17 protein-coding genes are annotated in these 18,458 nt (G+C 69.1%); 8 read left to right on the top strand and 9 right to left on the bottom strand.

From position 1 onward, the window contains the following. The first annotated feature begins 26 nt into the window (after positions 1-26). On the top strand, positions 27-1,382 hold the full coding sequence (shiA, locus tag CJ179_RS16990; protein WP_072946391.1) for a shikimate transporter: 1,356 nt from the start codon (positions 27-29) through the stop codon (positions 1,380-1,382). Positions 1,383-1,407: 25 nt separating this feature from the next. Beyond that, positions 1,408-2,286, top strand: a complete 879-nt coding sequence (locus CJ179_RS16995; RefSeq protein ID WP_095862320.1) for a shikimate dehydrogenase — start codon at positions 1,408-1,410, stop codon at positions 2,284-2,286. Between the two features lie 4 nt (positions 2,287-2,290). On the opposite strand, the gene CJ179_RS17000 is transcribed toward CJ179_RS16995, so the two are convergent. Continuing rightward, complete coding sequence (locus tag CJ179_RS17000; protein ID WP_072946423.1) at positions 2,291-3,070, bottom strand: IclR family transcriptional regulator C-terminal domain-containing protein; 780 nt, start codon at positions 3,068-3,070, stop codon at positions 2,291-2,293. A 42-nt stretch (positions 3,071-3,112) separates the two neighbouring features. Continuing rightward, positions 3,113-4,513 carry a DUF2252 domain-containing protein gene (locus CJ179_RS17005; protein ID WP_179377606.1) on the bottom strand — a complete coding sequence of 467 codons (1,401 nt, stop codon included), beginning with the start codon at positions 4,511-4,513 and terminating at the stop codon, positions 3,113-3,115. A gap of 97 nt (positions 4,514-4,610) precedes the next feature. Here CJ179_RS17005 and CJ179_RS17010 point away from each other — a divergent pair, with 97 nt between their 5' ends. Both CJ179_RS17010 and CJ179_RS17015 read left to right on the top strand, forming a co-directional pair. Continuing rightward, positions 4,611-5,687 carry a sorbosone dehydrogenase family protein gene (locus CJ179_RS17010; protein ID WP_095862322.1) on the top strand — a complete coding sequence of 359 codons (1,077 nt, stop codon included), beginning with the start codon at positions 4,611-4,613 and terminating at the stop codon, positions 5,685-5,687. A gap of 117 nt (positions 5,688-5,804) precedes the next feature. Further along, positions 5,805-7,427: a transposase gene (locus CJ179_RS17015; protein WP_095862724.1), complete on the top strand. Its 1,623-nt coding sequence runs from the start codon at positions 5,805-5,807 to the stop codon at positions 7,425-7,427. A gap of 105 nt (positions 7,428-7,532) precedes the next feature. Here CJ179_RS17015 and CJ179_RS17020 read toward each other — a convergent pair whose 3' ends face one another. Together CJ179_RS17020 and CJ179_RS17025 are read right to left on the bottom strand one after the other, a co-directional pair. Continuing rightward, the gene (locus tag CJ179_RS17020) at positions 7,533-8,198 is read right to left on the bottom strand and encodes a TetR/AcrR family transcriptional regulator (protein WP_072946387.1); all 666 of its coding nucleotides are present in this window, start codon (positions 8,196-8,198) and stop codon (positions 7,533-7,535) included. Positions 8,199-8,368: 170 nt separating this feature from the next. After that, positions 8,369-8,695, bottom strand: coding sequence for a hypothetical protein (locus tag CJ179_RS17025; RefSeq protein ID WP_072946386.1), 327 nt, complete (start codon positions 8,693-8,695; stop codon positions 8,369-8,371). A 120-nt stretch (positions 8,696-8,815) separates the two neighbouring features. Between CJ179_RS17025 and CJ179_RS17030 the strand changes: the two genes are divergently transcribed. Next, positions 8,816-9,667: a spermidine synthase gene (locus CJ179_RS17030; protein WP_095862323.1), complete on the top strand. Its 852-nt coding sequence runs from the start codon at positions 8,816-8,818 to the stop codon at positions 9,665-9,667. On the opposite strand, the gene CJ179_RS17035 is transcribed toward CJ179_RS17030, so the two are convergent. From CJ179_RS17035 to CJ179_RS17050, 4 genes are read right to left on the bottom strand one after another with little or no spacing between them, the layout of a single operon-like run. Beyond that, the gene (locus CJ179_RS17035; RefSeq protein ID WP_095862324.1) at positions 9,664-11,055 is read right to left on the bottom strand and encodes a GntP family permease; all 1,392 of its coding nucleotides are present in this window, start codon (positions 11,053-11,055) and stop codon (positions 9,664-9,666) included. The two genes, CJ179_RS17030 and CJ179_RS17035, sit on opposite strands and share 4 nt — an antisense overlap. A gap of 29 nt (positions 11,056-11,084) precedes the next feature. Continuing rightward, positions 11,085-11,714: a bifunctional 4-hydroxy-2-oxoglutarate aldolase/2-dehydro-3-deoxy-phosphogluconate aldolase gene (locus CJ179_RS17040; protein ID WP_095862325.1), complete on the bottom strand. Its 630-nt coding sequence runs from the start codon at positions 11,712-11,714 to the stop codon at positions 11,085-11,087. Beyond that, positions 11,711-13,330, bottom strand: coding sequence for an amidohydrolase family protein (locus tag CJ179_RS17045; protein WP_072946382.1), 1,620 nt, complete (start codon positions 13,328-13,330; stop codon positions 11,711-11,713). The genes CJ179_RS17040 and CJ179_RS17045 overlap by 4 nt, the downstream gene beginning before the upstream one ends. A 22-nt stretch (positions 13,331-13,352) precedes the next feature. Continuing rightward, the gene (locus tag CJ179_RS17050; RefSeq protein ID WP_095862326.1) at positions 13,353-14,675 is read right to left on the bottom strand and encodes an amino acid deaminase; all 1,323 of its coding nucleotides are present in this window, start codon (positions 14,673-14,675) and stop codon (positions 13,353-13,355) included. A gap of 220 nt (positions 14,676-14,895) precedes the next feature. Between CJ179_RS17050 and CJ179_RS17055 the strand changes: the two genes are divergently transcribed. From CJ179_RS17055 to CJ179_RS17065, 3 genes are read left to right on the top strand one after another with little or no spacing between them, the layout of a single operon-like run. Beyond that, positions 14,896-15,900, top strand: a complete 1,005-nt coding sequence (locus CJ179_RS17055) for a sugar kinase (protein ID WP_143051451.1) — start codon at positions 14,896-14,898, stop codon at positions 15,898-15,900. 3 nt (positions 15,901-15,903) lie between these two features. Further along, entirely contained in the window at positions 15,904-16,653 is a 750-nt protein-coding gene (locus tag CJ179_RS17060; protein WP_072946380.1) for an IclR family transcriptional regulator, read from the top strand. A 46-nt stretch (positions 16,654-16,699) separates the two neighbouring features. Next, the gene (locus CJ179_RS17065) at positions 16,700-17,104 is read left to right on the top strand and encodes a RidA family protein (protein WP_005251231.1); all 405 of its coding nucleotides are present in this window, start codon (positions 16,700-16,702) and stop codon (positions 17,102-17,104) included. A 4-nt stretch (positions 17,105-17,108) separates the two neighbouring features. On the opposite strand, the gene CJ179_RS17070 is transcribed toward CJ179_RS17065, so the two are convergent. Continuing rightward, the gene (locus CJ179_RS17070) at positions 17,109-18,449 is read right to left on the bottom strand and encodes a TrkA family potassium uptake protein (protein ID WP_072946379.1); all 1,341 of its coding nucleotides are present in this window, start codon (positions 18,447-18,449) and stop codon (positions 17,109-17,111) included. Between the last annotated feature and the right edge of the window lie 9 nt (positions 18,450-18,458).

Consider the following 18,458-nt stretch of genomic DNA (forward strand, 5'->3'; position numbering starts at 1 on the left):
GGCATCAACGTAGACGGGACATCGGAATGAGCGATCACGCCTTCACCCCGGCGGCCGAGAAGCAGGCGCGAAGAGCAGCGCTGAGCAGCTTCGTCGGCGCGGTCATCGACTGGTACGACTTCCTGCTCTACGGGCTGGTCGCGGCACTGGTGTTCAACTCGGAGTTCTTCCCGAACGTCAGCCCGGCGATCGGAACCCTCGCCGCGTTCGCGACGTTCGGCGTCGGATTCCTGTTCCGCCCGCTCGGCGGCGTGGTGTTCGGCCACTACGGCGACCGCATCGGACGCAAGCGGATGCTGATCCTCACCGTGCTGATCATGGGCACGAGTACCGCGCTGATCGGACTGCTGCCGTCCTTCGCGTCGATCGGCTGGTGGGCGCCGGTGCTGCTCGTCACGCTGCGCGCCATCCAGGGCTTCGCCGTCGGCGGCGAGTGGGGTGGGGCCGCGCTGATGGCCGTCGAGAGCGCGCCGCCGAAGAAGAAGGCGTTCTACAGCAGCGGAGTGCAGGTCGGGTACTCGGTCGGACTCATCCTCGCCACCGGATTCGTCATGCTCATGAGCAACCTGACCACCGAGGACGCGTTCAGCCAGTGGGGTTGGCGTGTTCCGTTCGTCGCCAGCGTCGTCCTGGTCGGAATCGGTCTGTGGATCCGCGCTGGAGTGCAGGAGAGCCCCGAATTCGTCGAGAAGGTCGAGAAGGTCGAAGAGGAGAGCCCGGAGGAGAAGAAGCGGATCCCGCTCGTGGAGGCACTGCGTAACCACCCGAAGGCGTTCCTCCAGATCATCGGCCTGCGTTTCGCCGAACTGTTCTCCATGTACATCGTCACCACGTTCGCGCTCAGCTACTCCACGCAGGAACTGGGGATGGAGCGCAACTTCATGCTCAACGTCGGTCTGCTCGTCGGCGCCGTGGGTATCGGCACCATCCCGCTGTTCGCCTGGCTGTCCGACAAGCACGGCCGGCGCCGCGTCTACATCCTCGGCGCACTGATCGGCGCGGTGTGCGCGTTCCCGTTCTTCATCTTCCTCGAGCACGGGTCGATGATCGGCACCGTCATCCTGGCCGTGCTGCTGGTCAACATCTCCCACGACATGGTCGTCAGCGTGCAGCAGCCGCTGTTCACCGAGATGTTCGGAGCGGAGTACCGGTACAGCGGTGCGGGCGTCGGGTACCAGGTGGCCAGCGCGATCGGCGGCGGCTTCACCCCGTTCATCGCGGCGGCCCTGGTCACCGCGAGCGGCGGGTCCTGGCACCTGGTGGCCGTGTACCTGGCAGGCGGCTGCGTCGCCAGCGCCCTGATCGCGTGGCGACTGCAACCCGATTCGGCTGCTGACGTGGCGGACGCCGCCACGGCCGCGAAGCTCGAGAACGCGCACTGAGCCGGTAGACGAGGAGACGACGGTCATGGCTGCACAGTCGGTGCTCTGCGGACTCATCGGAGACGGGATCGACGGTTCGTTCTCGCCCGCACTGCACGAGGCCGAGGGGCACGCGCAGGGGATGAACTACGTGTACCGGCTCCTCGACCTCGAGCGTCTGCACGGGGCGGCGGCCACCGTCGAGGGCATCATCGACCTGGCACGGCAGTGGGGGTTCGACGGGCTCAACGTCACCCACCCGTACAAGCAGCAGGTGATGGCGTACCTCGACGAATTGTCGCCGGACGCCGCGCGACTCGAGGCCGTCAACACGGTGGTGTTCACCGCGGGCAGGGCCGTCGGGCACAACACGGACTGGACCGGGTTCGGCAGCAGCCTGGGCCGCGAACTGCCGGGTGCGAGCCTCGACCGGGTTGTGCAGATCGGGGCAGGCGGCGCCGGGGTCGCCGTTGCCTACTCGGCGCTCACCCGGGGCGCCGGGCACCTCACCGTGACGGATGTCGATCCCGATCGTGCCGAGCACTGCCGGGACACGATGCGAAAGTTGTTTCCCGGCAGCGTCGTCGACGCGGTTCCGGCGTCGGAGATCGCCGGGCCGCTCGCGGAGGCGTCCGGTCTGATCAACGCCACACCCATCGGCATGGTCGGATTCCCCGGCACCCCCGTGCCCGTGGAACTGCTGCGCCCCGACCTCTGGGTCGCCGACGTGATCTACCGGCCGATCGAGACGCCGTTGATCCGGGCGGCCCGCGCGCTCGGTGCGCCCACCCTCGGCGGCGCCGGTATGAACGTCTTTCAGGCCGCCGACGCGTTCCAGCTGTTCACCGGTGTCACACCGGATTTCGAGCGCATGTACGCGCACGTGCTGATGCTCGTCGACCAGCAGTCCCGGCGCGCCGCGTAGGCGGTCAGCCCAGCGACAGGTCGGAACCGATCCGCTCCGCCGTCGCGACGAGTTTCGGCACCACCGTCGCCTCGACGTCGGAGCGCGTGTACTGGGTGCCCTGCAGCGAGGAGTTGAGGGCGGCGACCACGGCGCCCGTCCGATCGCGGATGGGAACGGCCGCGCCGCGGATGCCGACCTCGAGTTCGTTCTCCGACATCGACCAGCCGTCCCTGGCGACCTGCCCGACCGCGGTGCGCAGCTGGTCGACGTCCGAGATCGTCTGCGGGGTGAACGACTGGAACGTGGTGGTCTTCAGGTAGTCGCCGAGAGCGTCGGCCGACAGTCCCGCCAGCAGCACCCGCCCCGTGGACGTCGCGTACGCGGGGAACCGCATGCCCACCGTGATGGAGATGCGGATGATCCGGGGTGAGCGGACCCGCGCCACGTACACCACGTCGGGGCCGTCGAGGATGGTGACGGAGATGGTCTCGCCCAGTTCCTTCGCGAGAGCCTCGATGTGCGGATCGGCGACCTGCGGCAGTCGCAGCGCGGCAAGATACGAGAAACCGAACCGCAGCACCCGGGGCGTGAGCGAGAAGTTACGGCCGTCGAGACGCAGGAAACCCTTGTCCACCAAGGTGAGCAGAATGCGGCGCGCCGTGGAGCGGGTGATCCCGACGCTCTGCGCCACCTCGCTCAGCGTGCGCTCCCGGTGCTGCTCGTCGAAACATTCGAGGACGCTCAGTCCGCGGTCCAGTGACTCGAGGAAGTACCGTTCACCCGATGCCGGCTGCTCGGCCACCTCAGCAGCCACCTGTTTCGCACACGCCGTCATGGTACCGGTCTACAGACCGGTCTCCGCGGGAAGCCGCCCCGACTTCACCGCCGCCCGCAGCGCGTCGTAATCCTTCTCGGACTGGTCCGCATACAGTCGGGCCCAGGCGGTGATCGCCAGGTCGAACGATTCCCCGTTGCCGAGATACCCGGCGACGAAGGCTGATCCGGGGCTCTGGCTGTGCGCACGGGCGAGCATCGTGCCGCACAGTGCTGCATATTTCATGGACTGCGCCGGTTCCAGGGTCTGCAGGTCGACGGACCCCTTCATGTCGCGGAACTGCCGCAGGTAGAAGTCGCGCCGAAGTCCGTCGTCGCCCTCGACGCCGCGCACCCACCCCAGAAACGGGTCCGACTGCGCCTGGAGGATGCGCTGCGCGCCGACGACCCGGGAACCCTGACCGTTCTTCGCGACCGCACGAATGATCGAGTCCGGTGCGGTCGCGACCTTCCCGTGCGTCTCCAGAACCGACCGCGGTGCTTCCTTGGCCTGCAGGAAGAGCGGCTCGCCGGCCGGCCCCTGCAGCAGCAGCAACCAGCAGCGGGTCCCGACGCTGCCCACGCCCACGATGCGCATCGCATAATCGACCACTTCGTACTGCGTCAGCAACAGTCGAATGTCCGCGCGCAGGGTGTCGAGGTACAGAAGGTACAACTCGGTGATGCGGTCCAGGTCGTATTTCGTCGAATGTCGGATGACGGGGAACTGGTCGACGATGTGGGGCTTGCCGTCCTCCTCCATGGTGGTCAGCTTCCGGAGGACCTGTTCGGACGTCCGTTTGCGTGCCTTCTCGGCGATCGCGCGGATCCGCTGCTTCTGCGCGCGCGGGTCGTGCTCGAGGACGTCCGTCTCCTCCTGGAAGTAGTACCGCTCCGTGGCGGTCAGCTGAAACAGTGCACTCAAAGTGTTGCGGTACGCGCGGACGGCTGCGCCCGTGGCGTCGGCGCACTGCGCCTCGGTGTACGAGTTGGCGCGTCCGTGGATCCACACGCTCGCGGCGAGGCGGCGCACATCCCACTCCCACGGCGCCGGGTAGGACTCGTCGAAGTCGTTGAGGTCGAACAGCATCCGGCGTTCCGGTGAGGCGAACAGCCCGAAGTTGGCGAGGTGCGCGTCGCCCGAGGCGATGACCTGGCAGCCGGTGACCGGTAAGTCGGCGAGATCGTGTGCCATCATCGCGGCCGACCCGCGGTACATAGCGAACGGTGATTCGAGCATCCGTCCGACCCGGATCGGCACGAGGGTCTGCAGCCGGGTGGTGTTCTGCTCTTCGATCACCGCCACCGGGTCGCGCTCGGGAAGGGCGAATGCACCCTGCGCTTTGCGGGAGAGTGTTTCGCGTGCGGCCTTACCGGCCGAACGTCGGGCATCGATCACCGTGGTCCTACCGGCTCGGGAAGACGTGGCCATGGTTCGAGTCTAGGCACCGGACGCGCTCGGGAGGACGCTTTGCGCTGCGCGGTGGGGGAGTATGGACAGGGTGCGGTCGCGCGACGGGAGGACATCCATGGGACAGCGACTTTTCGCGGCCACCGCGGCGCTGCTGGTTGTCGCGTGCGCGGCCTGCCAGTCCGAGGGGAGTTCGGCGCAGGTGTCGCCGACCAGCGCGGCCGCCGCGCCGTCCGCAGCCGCGCCGGCCGTCGTGGCGTCCGACCTCGACGTGCCGTGGGGGATAGCGTTTCTGCCGGACGGGACGGCGCTGATCGCGGAACGGGACAGCGGCGCCATCCGGCACCTGCAGGCGGACGGGAGCGCCACCGTGATCGGCGAGGTGCCCGGTGTGTCGGCGCAGGGCGAATCGGGACTGCTGGGCCTGGCCGTCTCGCCGAACTACGCGAGGGATCGGACGATCTACGCGTACCTGACCACCGGTGACGACAACCGGGTGGTCTCCCTGCGCTTCGACGGCAACAGCCTCGGCGAGCCGGCCCCGATCCTCACCGGCATCCCCGCCGGATCGATCCACGACGGCGGCCGGATCGCGTTCGGCCCGGACGGCAAGCTGTACGTCGCCACCGGTGAAGCCGGCGACAGGCCGCGCGCCCAAGACCCGTCGTCGCTCGGCGGGAAGATCCTGCGCATCGACCCCGACGGATCGATCCCGGCCGACAATCCGACTCTCGGATCGCCCGTGTGGTCGCTCGGGCACCGCAACGTGCAGGGCCTGGCGTGGGACGACGCAGGCAGGCTGTGGGCCACCGAGTTCGGCGCGAACACCTGGGACGAGCTGAACCTGATCGAACCCGGCGCCAATTATGGATGGCCGGAGGTCGAGGGACGGGCAGGCGAGGCGGGCTTCGTCGACCCGGTGATCCAATGGTCCACCGGCGAGGCGTCCCCGTCTGGTCTCGCGTTCCACGACGGCGCGCTGTGGGTCGCGGCGCTGCGCGGCGAACGGCTGTGGCGGATCCCGGTGGGCGCAGACGGTGCGGTCGGTGAACCGCAGTCGTTGTTCGAGGGCGAATACGGGCGGCTGCGGACCGTCGTCGCGACACCGGACGGCACCGTCTGGTTCAGCACCAGCAACCGCGACGGCCGCGGCGATCCGGGAGCGTCCGACGATCAAATACTGGAGATCCCGTGAGTACTTGTCAACCGCAGGGGGGCTGTTGCAAAATTCCGGGTCGGGGTGTCCGCGTGTCACCATGGTCTGACCTGGGGTTTCCTGGATAATGTGTTGGTGGCCAAGGGATATCGACCGGTGAATCGTGATCAGCAGTTCCTGTTGCCGCCGGACATGCGGGAGTGGGTGCCGCCCACGCATCCGGTGTGGACGGTGATCGAGATCGTCGACGAGCACCTCGACACCTCGGCGTTCCACGCTTCTCGTCGCACCGGGGGCGCCGGCCGGGCCGGGTACGACCCGGACATGCTGGTGACCCTGCTGATCTGGGCGTGGTCACGGGGGATGCGGTCCTCCCGGCAGATCGAGCGGGCCTGCACCGAGGTGGTGTCCTACCGGGTGATCTGCGCCGGCGACACCCCCGACCACGTGACGATCTCCCGGTTCCGCAAGGACAATCACACCGCCTGTCAGGACCTGTTCACGCAGGTCCTGATCCTGGCGGCGTCGCTGGGGTTGGGGCGGCTCGAAACGATCGCGTTGGACGGGGTGAAGATCGCCTCGAACGCCTCGAAGGACGCCAACCGCACCGAGGCCGGGCTCCGCAAGGCCGCCGCCGCCGAGGCCGCGCGGATCGCCGCGGCCGCCGCGGCGGCGCACGCGGCCACCGATGATGCCGAGGACGACCTCTACGGCGAGGACGATCCGGGCCCGGGCCAGGTGCCGGCGGAGTTGGCCGATCCGGGCACCCGGTCGGCGCGGATCGCGGAGGCGTTGGCGCAGCTCGACGCGGACAAGCGGGCCGAGCAGGCCGAGCGGGACGGGAAGTCACGGCACTACCTGGCCCGGCTCGACGCCGGCCAGACGGTGATGGGCCGGGTCCCGGTCGGGGCCGAGGTCGCCGCCGCCGAGCGGCGACTGGCCCAGGCGGTCACCGCCCAGCAGGCGGTGCTCGACCGATTCGAGGAGCGCACCGCGTCCGGGGCCCGGGGCGGGTTCGTCCCGAAACCGGTCGACGAGCACCACCTGGTCCGGCGGCGGCGCACCGAACTCGACACCGCCCTGCGCAAGCAGGCCGCACGCGATGCCACCGCCGGGCAGCGTCGCCGCAACACCACCGACCCCGACTCGCGGCTGCAGCCGCTACGCGGCGGCGGCTGGCTGCAGGGCTACAACTGCCAGGCCTTCACCAGCGTGGACGGGGTGATCCTGGCCACCGGGGTCGGGACCGGCCCCGCCGACTACGACTACTTCCCCGAGATGGTCGACAAGGCCGGTAAGGCCGCGCAACTGATCGACACCACCCGCCGCCACACCAACCCGAACCCCGCCCCCGCTCCGGCTCCGGCTCCGGCTCCGGAGGAGTTGATCGGGGTGATGCTCTTCGACGCCGGCTACTGTTCCCGCGAGAATCTGACCGCCCCGGGCCCGGACCGGTTGATCGCCACCGGCAAAGCCCGTGATCTCGAAACCGCGGCGGCCGAGAACCCGGTCACCGGATCCCCACCACCACACGCCGATCCGATCGCAGCGATGACCCACCGACTGCGCACCGAGGCCGGCATCGCCACCTACCGCCAACGCTCACCCATCGCCGAAACCGTGTTCGGGCACGCCAAACACAACCTCGGATTCCGCCGGTTCACCAGCCGCGGCCTCGACCGGGCCCGCAGCGAATGGGCCTTCCACGCCGCGGTCCACAACATCGGCAAGATCCTCACCCACCTGACCGCAGGACACACCCTCCCGGCCACCACCTGACCAGGCGGGGCCACCCCCGCCCGCACCGGCACCCGCCACAAGCCACGAGAGGGCCACACCACCCTCACTCAATTCCGCAACATCCCCCAGGACGTTGACAAGTACTCACAGGCGGCGGAGCGCAAGACCGTCCAGCACGAGGGCGAGTTTGTCCTCCATCCAGCCGCGGTCCTGCCACGTCGATTCGTCGCCGAGGGCCTGCGCCAGCACCGGCGAGCCGCCCCAGCTGTCCTGATACGCCTCCCGGGCGGTCCGCGAATCGGTTGGGCTGACGGTGTCGTCCAGACCGCCCATCATCGAGAACTGCGTCATGGTCAGTTCGGCGACGAAATCGACGACCAGCAACGCGTCCCGTGTGGAGAATCCCTGCCGGTGCAGCGACAGCACGAGTGTTTCGATGCAGTCCACCACCCCGGACGGTGTGCCGGGGACGGTCAACTCCACCTGCGCCAGCCCCGGGTACCGTTCGAAGCTCGCCCACAACCGGTCCGCGAACGCGAGAAGCAGTTCCCGCCAGTCCAACTCGGGGTCGGGCCAGTCCATCGACCGGGCCACGTGATCGACGCACGCCCGCAGCAGCGCCTCGCGGTCGGGAAAGTAGCGGTAGATCGTGGAGTGGCTGACCCCCAGCCGGCGCGCCACCGCGGGCATCGTCAGGGTGCTGAGGTTGTCGGCGAGGGCCGCCTGCACGATGTCGTCCTCGGACAGCGATCGGGGACGCCCGGTGCGTTTTCCCACCCGGGCACCGCCGACCGAGTCCGAGGTGCTCACACCTCTAGCCTGCCATCAACCTCCACCCAGCCGCCTTGCCCGCCGCGACGAACGGGACGCTCGTTGCGTTCGATCGAACGAGCGTCCCGTTCGTCCGGGAGGGGAGGGGAGGGGAGGGGAGGGGGAGGGGTGAGGTGAGGCAGGGGAACGCCGGCGCGAGATCTAGCGGTTCAGGTCCAGGGTTGGACCGGCGGCGTGACCCACATGATCTTCTCGTCGCGGTGTGCCGGGGTGGCGGCGGGATGGTCGGGGTGGCGCTGCGCCCACGCCGTCTTCTGATCGAGCAGTTCGACGACGGTGAGCCAGGTTTCCATGGTGCTCGGCGGGTTCGTCTCGGCCGCCCGGGCGAGTTTGCGCAGCGTGCTGTCGGTCAGGTCGAGCAGTTCTTGACCGCTGATCCCGCGATCCCACACGTACCGCGCGAGTCCCATCGCCTTCTCTCGTCGCCGCTTCGCCGCGCCCTCGGTGTGCGCGAAGTCGACTTCCTGAGGTTCCATCGTCTTCCCTTCTCGTGCGCGTCTCCACGGTAGGGCACCCGCGTGTCGGACCGGTATCGTGGGAGGACGATTCTCGCAGCAGACGCGAGCGGGCGGCGCGAGCAGTAGGGAAGACGGACGATGGGCAGGCAGCGCGGCGGTCGGGCTGCCGGGACATCCGACGGGGGTCCGGTCCCCGGTGTGTACCCGATCGACACGGGGACGTGCGAACTCGCCGTGGACAACCTCAACCCGCACGGCTGGGTGCTGAAGGTGAACGGCGTCGAGAGTTCCCACATCGACCTGTCGGACCCCACGTATCTGGATTTCGAGTACATGCGGTGGATCGCCGAACTGGTCGCCTCGCACTGGGGAACGGATCGGCGGGTGCGTGCCCTGCACCTCGGGGGCGGCGCCTGCTCGCTCGCCCGACATCTCGCCGCCCGCTATCCGGACGCCCGGCAGGTGGTGGTCGAACTCGACGGCAAGCTCGCCGAACTGGTCCGTGAATGGTTCGACCTGCCGCGGGCCCCACTGCTGCGACTGCGGGTGGGGGAGGCGCGGGCGGTCACCGAGACGTTGACGGAGTCGAGCCGCGACCTGATCGTTCGCGACGTGTTCGCCGGCAACACGACTCCGGCACCGTTGACGACCACGGAGTTCACCGGGCACGTGCGGCGGGTGCTGGCACCCGGCGGCATCTACGTGGTGAACTGCGGCGACACCCGCGACCTCGTCCTCGCGCGCCGGGAGGCGGCGACCATCGGCAGCGTGTTCCCGCACACCACGATCATCGCCGATCCCGCGATGCTCAAGGGACGCCGCTACGGCAACATCGTGATCGCGGGCAGCGACGTGCCGATCGGCGACGACCCGGCCCTCGTCCGCACACTGCTGGGTGGTGGTGTGCCTGCCCATGTCTGGGACGACCGGCAGGTGCGGACGTTCGCCGGAGCCGCCCGGGTGCTGCGCGACGCGGATTCCGGCACCTAGACGAGCACCCAGATCAGCGAGGCCATCGCGAAGCCCACCACCGACAGGATGGTTTCGAGCACCGTCCACGTCTTCAGGGTGTCTTTCACCGACATGTTGAAATACCGTGACACGATCCAGAATCCGCCGTCGTTGACGTGGCTGGCGATGATGGATCCGGCCGACACGGCGATCACGATCAGGGCGATCTGCGCGGACGAGTAGTTCCCGGCCGCGACCGACGGTTCGATGACGCCTGCGGTGGTGACGATGGCGACGGTCGCCGAACCCTGGGCGATGCGGAGTGCGCAGCTGATCAGGTACGCGGACAGGATGACCGGGAGACCGAGCGCGTCCATCGAGTCGGCCAGGGCCTGTCCGACTCCGGTGGCCCGCAGGACCGCGCCGAAGAACGCACCGGCACCGACGACCAGCAGGATCATGCCGACCGGCTTCAGCGCCGCCGCAGACATCGCACCGATCTCCTGCGCCGTGATCCCGCGCCGGGTCCCCAGCAGGTACAGCGCCAGCAGGACGGCGATGGTCAGCGCGATCGTGGGGGTGCCGAGGAAGATGAGGACCGACAGCAGCGTCGAGCCTTCCTCGAGGACCACGTTGCCGACCGTCGCGCCGAGGATCAGCACCATCGGCACCAGGATGATGAACGAGATCAGCCAGAGTGGCGGCGGGTTCTTGTCGGCTTCCTTCTCCTCCGGGATGAACTCGTCGGGGACCTCGATGATCACGCGCTTGCCGATCCAGCTACCCCAGACCACGCCGCTGACGAACCAGGCGGGGATGCCACAGGCGAGGCCCATGATGATGATCCAGCCCATGTCGACGTGCAGCAGACCGGCCGCGGCGACGGGGCCCGGGTGCGGGGGCAGGAACGCGTGGGTCATGGACAGGCCGGCGAGCATCGGCATCGCGTACAGCACCAGCGACTTACCGCCGCGCTTGGCCGCCACGTACACCAGCGGGGCGAGGATGAAGATGCCGATGTCGAAGAAGACGGGGATGCCGAGTACGAGACCGGTGACACCCATCGCCAGCGGTGCGCCCTTGGGCCCGAACAACTTCAGAAGACGCTCCGTCAGCACGTCGGCGCCACCCGAGCGTTCCATCATCGCGCCGAGGACGGTGCCGAGGCCGATGATCGGGGTGATGTGCCCGAGGATCCCGCCGAAGCCCTTCTCCAGAATGGAGTCGGCCGCCGACGTCGGGGTGCCCACCAGTTCGACCACCGACACTCCCGCGATGAGAGCGACGCCGACGCCGACGACGATCAGCGCGATGAACGGCTCGAGCTTGAGTTTGATGATGAGGACCAGCAGCACGGCGATGGATATCGCTGCGAGAGTGAGGAGTCCGGCTGTGTCGTGCTGCAGCCAGTCGACGAACGACGTCATTGCGTCTCCAGGGAGAAGGGGAAGGGTGCTCAGGCCGAGAGCGCGGTGACGAACGCGCGGGCGCGGTCGGTGATGTCGGTCCAGTTGCCTGCCGCGACACTGGACGGTGGGACGACGCTGGTGCCCGCGCACACGGCGAGTGCGCCGGCGTCGAGGAACTCGCGGGCGTTGGAATCGTTGATCCCGCCCGACGGCAGGAGTTCCACGCCGGGATACGGGCCGTGCAGGTCGGAGAGGTAGCGGGGGCCGAGCCGCTTGGCGGGGAAGATCTTGACCGCGGCGGATCCGAGGTCGACGGCCATCGCCACCTCGGTGGGGGTGAACGCGCCGAGGAAGACGGGAATCGACCGTCCCGTAGCGACTTTCGCGACGTCCGGGCGGATACCGGGGGTGACGAGGAACCGGGCGCCGGCGTCGATCGCGGCCGCGGCCTGATCGCCCGTCATCACGGTCCCGACGCCGAGAATGCTGCCCGCCGCTGCGGCGGCGTCGGCGGCGCGGCCGAGGTGGTGGAGCACGTCGGGGGTGGTGAATGTCAACTCGACCGTCCGGATTCCGCCCTCGGCGAGCGCATGGCACAGGTCGGTGGCGTCGGGGATGGTCTCCGCACGCACCACCGTCAGTACCCGGTCGGCACGCAGGATGTCGATCTCGGTCATCGGACTGCTCCTCCTTGTTCGCGGCGCAACGATCTTCCGGCGGTCGCGCCGGTGAGGCGGCCGTCCTCGAGGGCGAGGCGGCCACGAACGAATACGTGAGAGAAACCGGCCGCAGCCTGACGCGGCCGGGCGTAGGTCGCGGTGTCGCCGACCGTGTCCGGATCGAAGAGCACGAGGTCGGCGGCGTAGCCGCGGCGGACGTATCCGCGGTCGACGAGCCGCAACCGGGTCGCGGCGCGGCCGCTGAGGTGACCGACGCATTCCTCGAGGGACATCAGGCCGAGGTCGCGGCTGTAGTGCCCGAGGTAGCGTGCGAACGTTCCCCACCCGCGGGGGTGCGGTTTCGCGCCGACCAGCAGTCCGTCGCTGCCGCCGGTGTGCCGGGGGTGCTGCATGATCGCGCGCACGTTCTCCTCGTGGCCGACGTGTTGCAGGATGCCGCTGCCGAGTTGGTCGCGGACCAGGATGTCGATGCACACGTCGAAGGGGTCGCGATTCTCGGCGACGGCGATGTCCGCGACGGTCTTCCCGACGTAGGCGTCGAGTTCGGGATTCTGCACGCCGCTGATCTCGAGGGTGTGCCACTCGGCGATCACGCCGTGGCAGCCGTCGGATCCGGTGACCTCGAGATGCTCCCGGATGCGTTCGAGCGCAACCGGATCCCGGAGCCGGTCGAGGGTCTGCTCCATGCTGCCCGCCGACGCCCAGCTCGGCAGGATCGCCGACAGTGTGGTGGCGCCGGGAAGATACGGGTAGGTGTCGAGGCTGATGTCCGCGCCGGCGGACTCGGCCGCGTCGAGCAGGGCGAGCAGTTCCGGGGCGCGGCCCTTGTTGGGTCCGAAGTTCAGCGTGGCGTGGGCGAGGTGCAGTGCGCACCCGGCCCGCGACGTCAGATCCACCATTTCGGCGTAGGCCTCCATGGCACCGGCGCCGTACGACCGGTGGTGCGGGGAGAAGTAGCCGCCGTATTCGGCGACGGTCCGGCACAGTGCCAGCAACTCCTCGTTGTCCGCGTACATCCCCGGCGTGTAGGTCAGCCCCGCGGACAACCCGACGGCGCCCTCCACCATGGACTGCGCCACGATCCGCTGCATCTCCTCGATCTCGGGCCGTGTCGCCGGACGATCGTCCCAGCCCACCACCAGCGCCCGGACCACCCCGTGCGGGACGAGATACGCGACGTTGGTGGCGATCCCGCGATCGAGCCTGTCGAGGTACTCGCCCACGCTCCGCCAGGAGAAGTCGAAGCCCTCGGGATCGGTGTTCCATCCGGCGATCTTGCGCCGGACCACGGCGAGCACGTCGTCGGTGACGGGTGCGTAGGACAGTCCGTCCTGGCCGAGTACCTCGGTGGTGACCCCCTGCGTGATCCGCGACGGGTGCTCGGGATTCAGCAGGATCTGCAGGTCAGAGTGGGCGTGCATGTCGATGAAGCCGGGCGCGAGCACCAGGCCGTCGGCGTCGATCACACGATCCGCGGCGGGGAGTGCGGTCGCGGAGTGGTCTGCCTCGGGCCGGATGTCGGCGATCCGGTCGCCGTCGACGAGCACGTCGGCGCGGTACCTCGGCGCCTCCGACCCGTCGACGACGGTGGCGGAACGGATCAGAGTGGTCATGGTGTGAGTCCTCGGCGGGGGATCAGAAGAAGGTGCGGATCAGGTCGACGACGACGGGATCGTCGGAGTCGTCACCGACGACGGGTATCCACCGCCACTTGTCGAACGCGGTGCACGGGTGGGAGAGACCGAGCCGGACGACGTCGCCGACGCGCAGATCGTGTTCGGGCCGTGCGGGATCGAGCCGGAGGAACGCGTGCTGGTCGTTGACGGCGGTCACTTCGGCGCCGACGAGGGGTTGCGGCGCCGCCCCGAGCGCGCCGGCGACGGCCTGCGCGGTGGGGAGTCCCTCGTCGAACGGGACGTCGCGCTTGCCTGCGTCGAGCAGGGCGAGGCCCGGCTCGGGGCGGGAGACGACCCGGGCCCACGTGTGCATCGCGGACGTGAGGCGGCGTTCCTGCTCGTCTCCGCCGCGGGCGAACGGGGTGATCCCGGTGTAGAAGCCGTCGTCGTGGATGATGTACGCGCCGGCGCGGACCACCACTTTGGTTCTGCCGCCCGCGAGTTCGGCGAGCACCTCGGCGACCACGTCGAAATAGGCACTGCCGCCTGCGGTCACGTAGACGTCCTGACCTTCCGGGTAGCGCCCCTCGTCCTCGAGCCGGCGGTGCAGTTCGGCCATCGACCGGAGGTACGCCCGGACCCGGGCGAGGGACTCCTCGGACGCGTCGTGGGCGAGCGCCCCCTCGTAACCGGAGACGCCGGCCAACCGCAGTGCGGGGCTTTCCCCGATACGTTCGGCGACCGCCACGGCCTCGGCCACCGACCGGGCGCCGGTGCGGCCTCCCGCTCCGCCGAGTTCGACGAGCACGGGCAGCGGCCGGACCACGGTGACGCCGGCCAGCGCCGCGGTCATCGCGTCGACCGTCTGCGGGGAGTCGGCCCACATCAGGACTTCGAGTTCCGGGTCGGCTTCCATCTGCTGGGCCAGCCACAGCAGGGCGGTCGGGTCGACGAGCGAGTTCGCGATCTGCACCCGGCGCGCGCCGAATCGCACCGCCACCCGCAGCTGACCGAAGTTCGCCAGCGTGATCCCCCACGCGCCGCTGCGGATCTGCCGGTCCCACAGCACCGGAGACATCGTCGTCTTTCCGTGCGGAGCGAGATCGACTCCGTGCGCCTCGCACCAGGCCGCCATCGTGTCGAGGTTGCCGGCGATGGCCGTCTCGTCGAGGACCATCACGGGCGTGCTGAAGGCGGACAGCCTCGGCCGGGTGGCGAGGAACTCGGCCTTGGTATGGCCGTTCGCCGCGGAGGGGAGGGCTTTGTCCACGTCGGACAGGCGCAGCTCGTCGAGCTCCGCCAAGGCACCGGAATCGAGTGCGTCCGTTCCGCTGATCGTCATCGTCGATCCTGTCGTTCGGGTTCTGTGGGGCTGGCCGTCATCAGAAGAAGGGCCGTGAAGTGCTACGTTGCGCTGTATGCAACGTTGATTGCGTTTTTGCGTCTCCTATGTCTAGCATTGGCCTGGGTCATCGTCAACGGTCCGATGCGGCATGCATCACCGCGGCGAGGGCTCTCGAAACCCAATCCCGTGCCGGTCCGAGCAGTCGCAGAGGTAAGAAGTGCAGGAATCGACCCCCACCCCCGAGTCCGGTGTCGCGTGCCTCGGTGAGGCGATGGTGCTGGTGGCCCCGGACTCGACACTCCACCTCGCAGGCGCGGAGGCGAACGTCGCTGCGGGTCTCGCCGCGCTCGGTGTCCCGGCCGCCTGGGTCGGACGACTCGGCGACGACGAGTTCGGCACCCTCATCCGCACCGAACTGCGGGCGCGGGGCGTCGACGTCCGCGCGATCGAGATCGACCCCGAGCGGCCCACCGGTCACTACTCGAAGACCACCGCCCTCGACGAGCACGGTGAGCCGCGGACCGACAGCCTGTACTCCCGAGCGGGTTCGGCGGCGTCGGCGATGGACCCCGGATTCCTCGACCGGCCGGCGGTCGCGGAACTGTTCGGCCGCGCCGCCGTGGTCCACTGCAGCGGAATCACACCGGCCCTGTCCGATTCGTGCCTCGCCCTGATGCGGAGACTGCTCCGCGACAGGCCGGGGATCTCCGGTGTCGTCAGCTTCGACGTCAACTGGCGTGAGCAACTGTGGCCGGACGGCGATCCGCGGATGGTCGTGGAACTGGCGAATCTCGCCGATCTGGTGCTCGTCGGCGCCGACGAGGCCCTGCGCGTGCTGGGCACCGCGGATCCGCACGAGTTGCGGCTGATCCTGCCCGCGCCCGCCACCGTCGTCGTCAAGGACGGCGCGCACCGGGCCCTGGCCGTCGACCGGAGTGGTCGCAGCATCGCCGTTCCCGCACTCCGCGTGGACGTCATCGAACCCGTCGGCGCGGGCGATGCCTTCGCCGCCGGATATCTCAGTGGTGTGGTGCGCGGCGAGGATCAGGCGCGCTGCCTGCGCCGCGGGCACATCGGTGCCGCCGCCACCCTGACCGTCGCCGCCGACTCGGCGCCCCCGCCGCCCGCCGCACTGCTCGACGCGATGCTGCGCTGTTCCGAATCGGACTGGGCGGCAACGAGCGTCACCGCCGACGGCTTCTCTCTCGTGAAAGTGGAGTGAACGATGAGTCAGAGTGTCTCCCGCGCCCTGCACCTGCTGGTGCAACTCGGCAACGGCCCCGCCAACCTCGACCAGCTGGCCGAATCGACCGGAGTCCACAAGACCACCGTGCTGCGGCTGCTGCGGACGCTGTCCGACGAGCGGTTCACGTTCCGCGACAACAGCAACCAGTACCACCTCGGTTCCCGCATCTTCGAACTCGCCGCACAGGCCACCGATCAGCGGGAGGTGCGGCGCATCGCGTCACCGCACCTCGTCGCGTTCAACCGCGAGTACGGGCGCACCACGCACCTCGCGGCGATGGAGGGCGGCGACGTGGTGTACATCGACAAACTCGAATCACACGATCAGATTCGGATGTACTCGCGAATCGGGCTGCGCGCCAATCTCAATTCGACCGCCGTCGCGAAGGTGATTCTCGCCGACCTGCCGGATTCGGAACTGCGGACCGTCGTCGACTCGATGGACTTCTCCTCCCGCACCGCCAACACGATCACGACGCCCGAACGCTACCTCGACGAGATCCGTATGGTCCGAGAGCAGGGCTGGGCGCACGATCAGGAGGAGAACGAGCCGTCCGTCAACTGCATCGGAGTGCCCATTCGTGGCGCGTCCGGTCGCGTCGTCGCCGCCGTCTCGGTCTCGGTGCCCGACGTCGTTCTCAGCTACGAACGCGTCCTCGACCTGCTCGAACCCCTCCAGGCCGTGGGGGCGCGGATCTCCCGAGACTGCGGATACCGCGCCCAGCCCTGACCGTCCCCCGTCCACCCGAAAAGTAACGACACACAGGAGTATCGATATGTCCGACACCACCGTCATCCGCACCGAAGGCGCCCCCGCCCCCGCGCACACGTTCAGCCAGGGCATCAAGAAGGGCAACATGCTCCAGGTGTCGGGGCAGGGCCCGATGGACCCCGTCACGAACAAGTACATCGCCGAAGGCGACGTGCGCGAGCAGACCCGTCGCACCCTCGAGAACGTCAAGGCGATCCTCGAGGCCGGCGGTGCGAGCGTGGAAGACGTGCTGATGTTCCGTGTCTACCTCACCACCCGGGACGACTTCGCGGCGATGAACGACGTGTACGGCGAGTTCATCGCGGAGAACGTCCCGAGCGGTCAGCTGCCGTGCCGCACCACGGTTTTCGTCGACCTCCCGCACGAGGTCATGCTCGTCGAGATCGACGCGCTGGCCGTGACCGGCTAGGTCGCTACGCGGTGACGAGGTGGCGGCAGCTCATCCGCGGCGACACGGGCAGCTCCGTGAAGACAGGCTCGGACGTGTCCGCCGTCGCCACCTCCAGGTAGAGGTGGCTGCCGTCCGCCACGACGCCCTGCGGATGCAGGCCGATCAGCTCGGCCACCACGTACGTGGCGCTGAGGCTGGTGACGTCGCGGATGATCCCGAGCCGCAGCAGCGACCTCGTCTCCGCGATGGCCTCCTGCTCACCGGCCCGCAGGACCAGTCGCAGTCCGGGGGACAGGGCCTGCGCTGCCACGGACACGGCGATGTTGTCGAGGTCGTCGGAGCCGACCGCGGCCAGCGCCAGCGCGCGGCGCACACCCAGCCGTTCGAGGAGTTCGCGGTCGCCACCGTGCCCCACGACCGTCGGGATGTTCATCGACCGCACGAGTCGGAGGTTCTTGGCGTGGGGGTCGCGCTCGACCCCCACCACCGCGACCCCGAGCGCCTGAAGTTCCCGGCACAACCGGAGGCCGACCTGGCCGAGACCCACGACGATGACGTGGCCCGACCGGGGCAGGACCCGGCTGCCCACCAGGCCGACGAGCCGGGGGCCGAGCAGGCGCTCGATGATTCCGGCGGTGAACATGGCGGTGAACACCACGGTGAAGAGCATCGCCACCGACGCGAACACGGCGTAGGCGGGGCTGCCGTGGGTGTCGGCTCCCGGGCCCACGGTGGTCACCACGCGGACCGCTTCGTTGAACGCGTCGAGCGGCGCCACGTGCTGACCGAGGATCAGCCACAGCCAGTCGGCGAACAGGACGGCGAGGAGTCCGGCGAGCCCACCGAGCAGGATGCGCGTACCGATATCGTGCGACCGCAGCAGACCCGTCGCGCCGGTCGCCACCGTGCGCCACCAGTTCCGCCGGGGCAGGTCGACGTGCGCAGCCTCGGGGTGGCCGTCGATCGTCCGGACCGTCAGCATGTGCTCGCCCGCGTGCCGGGCCGCGACGAGTTCGGGGTCCAGGCACGGACCGGCGAGCGTCGGCGCTGCGAGGTCTGCCGGTGACGTCACCGTGCACTGCGGGAGCAGGTGGGACAGCTGGTCCGCGACCGTGCGGTCGAAGATCGTCACCACCAACGGAATCGACGCCGAGATGTGCGCGGCGGCCAGCGCGTACCGCAGAGCGACGACGTCGTCGCGCACCAGGATCGCCATCCCGCGCGGTTCGTCCGCCATCGCCAGGCGCAGTTCGTCGTCGTCGGGGGCGACGAGATGGCGGACGTCGAAGTCCCTTTCGCGAAGGGATGCACAGACCCGTCGGGCCACGGTGGTTTCGCCGATGACGAGATATGAGTCGTTCACGTGTGGTCC

Source organism: Rhodococcus sp. ACS1, assembly GCF_002300155.1.
GTDB lineage: Bacteria > Actinomycetota > Actinomycetes > Mycobacteriales > Mycobacteriaceae > Rhodococcus_F > Rhodococcus_F koreensis.

Bases quoted from the DNA above. Each gene is read 5' to 3' on its own strand.
- CJ179_RS17065 (WP_005251231.1), top strand. From the start codon at position 16,700: ATGTCCGACACCACCGTCATCCGCACCGAAGGCGCCCCCGCCCCCGCG.
- CJ179_RS17045 (WP_072946382.1), bottom strand. From the start codon at position 13,330: ATGACCACTCTGATCCGTTCCGCCACCGTCGTCGACGGGTCGGAGGCG.
- CJ179_RS17050 (WP_095862326.1), bottom strand. From the start codon at position 14,675: ATGACGATCAGCGGAACGGACGCACTCGATTCCGGTGCCTTGGCGGAG.
- CJ179_RS16995 (WP_095862320.1), top strand. From the start codon at position 1,408: ATGGCTGCACAGTCGGTGCTCTGCGGACTCATCGGAGACGGGATCGAC.
- CJ179_RS17030 (WP_095862323.1), top strand. From the start codon at position 8,816: ATGGGCAGGCAGCGCGGCGGTCGGGCTGCCGGGACATCCGACGGGGGT.
- CJ179_RS17035 (WP_095862324.1), bottom strand. From the start codon at position 11,055: ATGACGTCGTTCGTCGACTGGCTGCAGCACGACACAGCCGGACTCCTC.
- shiA (WP_072946391.1), top strand. From the start codon at position 27: ATGAGCGATCACGCCTTCACCCCGGCGGCCGAGAAGCAGGCGCGAAGA.
- CJ179_RS17010 (WP_095862322.1), top strand. From the start codon at position 4,611: ATGGGACAGCGACTTTTCGCGGCCACCGCGGCGCTGCTGGTTGTCGCG.
- CJ179_RS17025 (WP_072946386.1), bottom strand. From the start codon at position 8,695: ATGGAACCTCAGGAAGTCGACTTCGCGCACACCGAGGGCGCGGCGAAG.
- CJ179_RS17060 (WP_072946380.1), top strand. From the start codon at position 15,904: ATGAGTCAGAGTGTCTCCCGCGCCCTGCACCTGCTGGTGCAACTCGGC.
- CJ179_RS17005 (WP_179377606.1), bottom strand. From the start codon at position 4,513: ATGGCCACGTCTTCCCGAGCCGGTAGGACCACGGTGATCGATGCCCGA.
- CJ179_RS17040 (WP_095862325.1), bottom strand. From the start codon at position 11,714: ATGACCGAGATCGACATCCTGCGTGCCGACCGGGTACTGACGGTGGTG.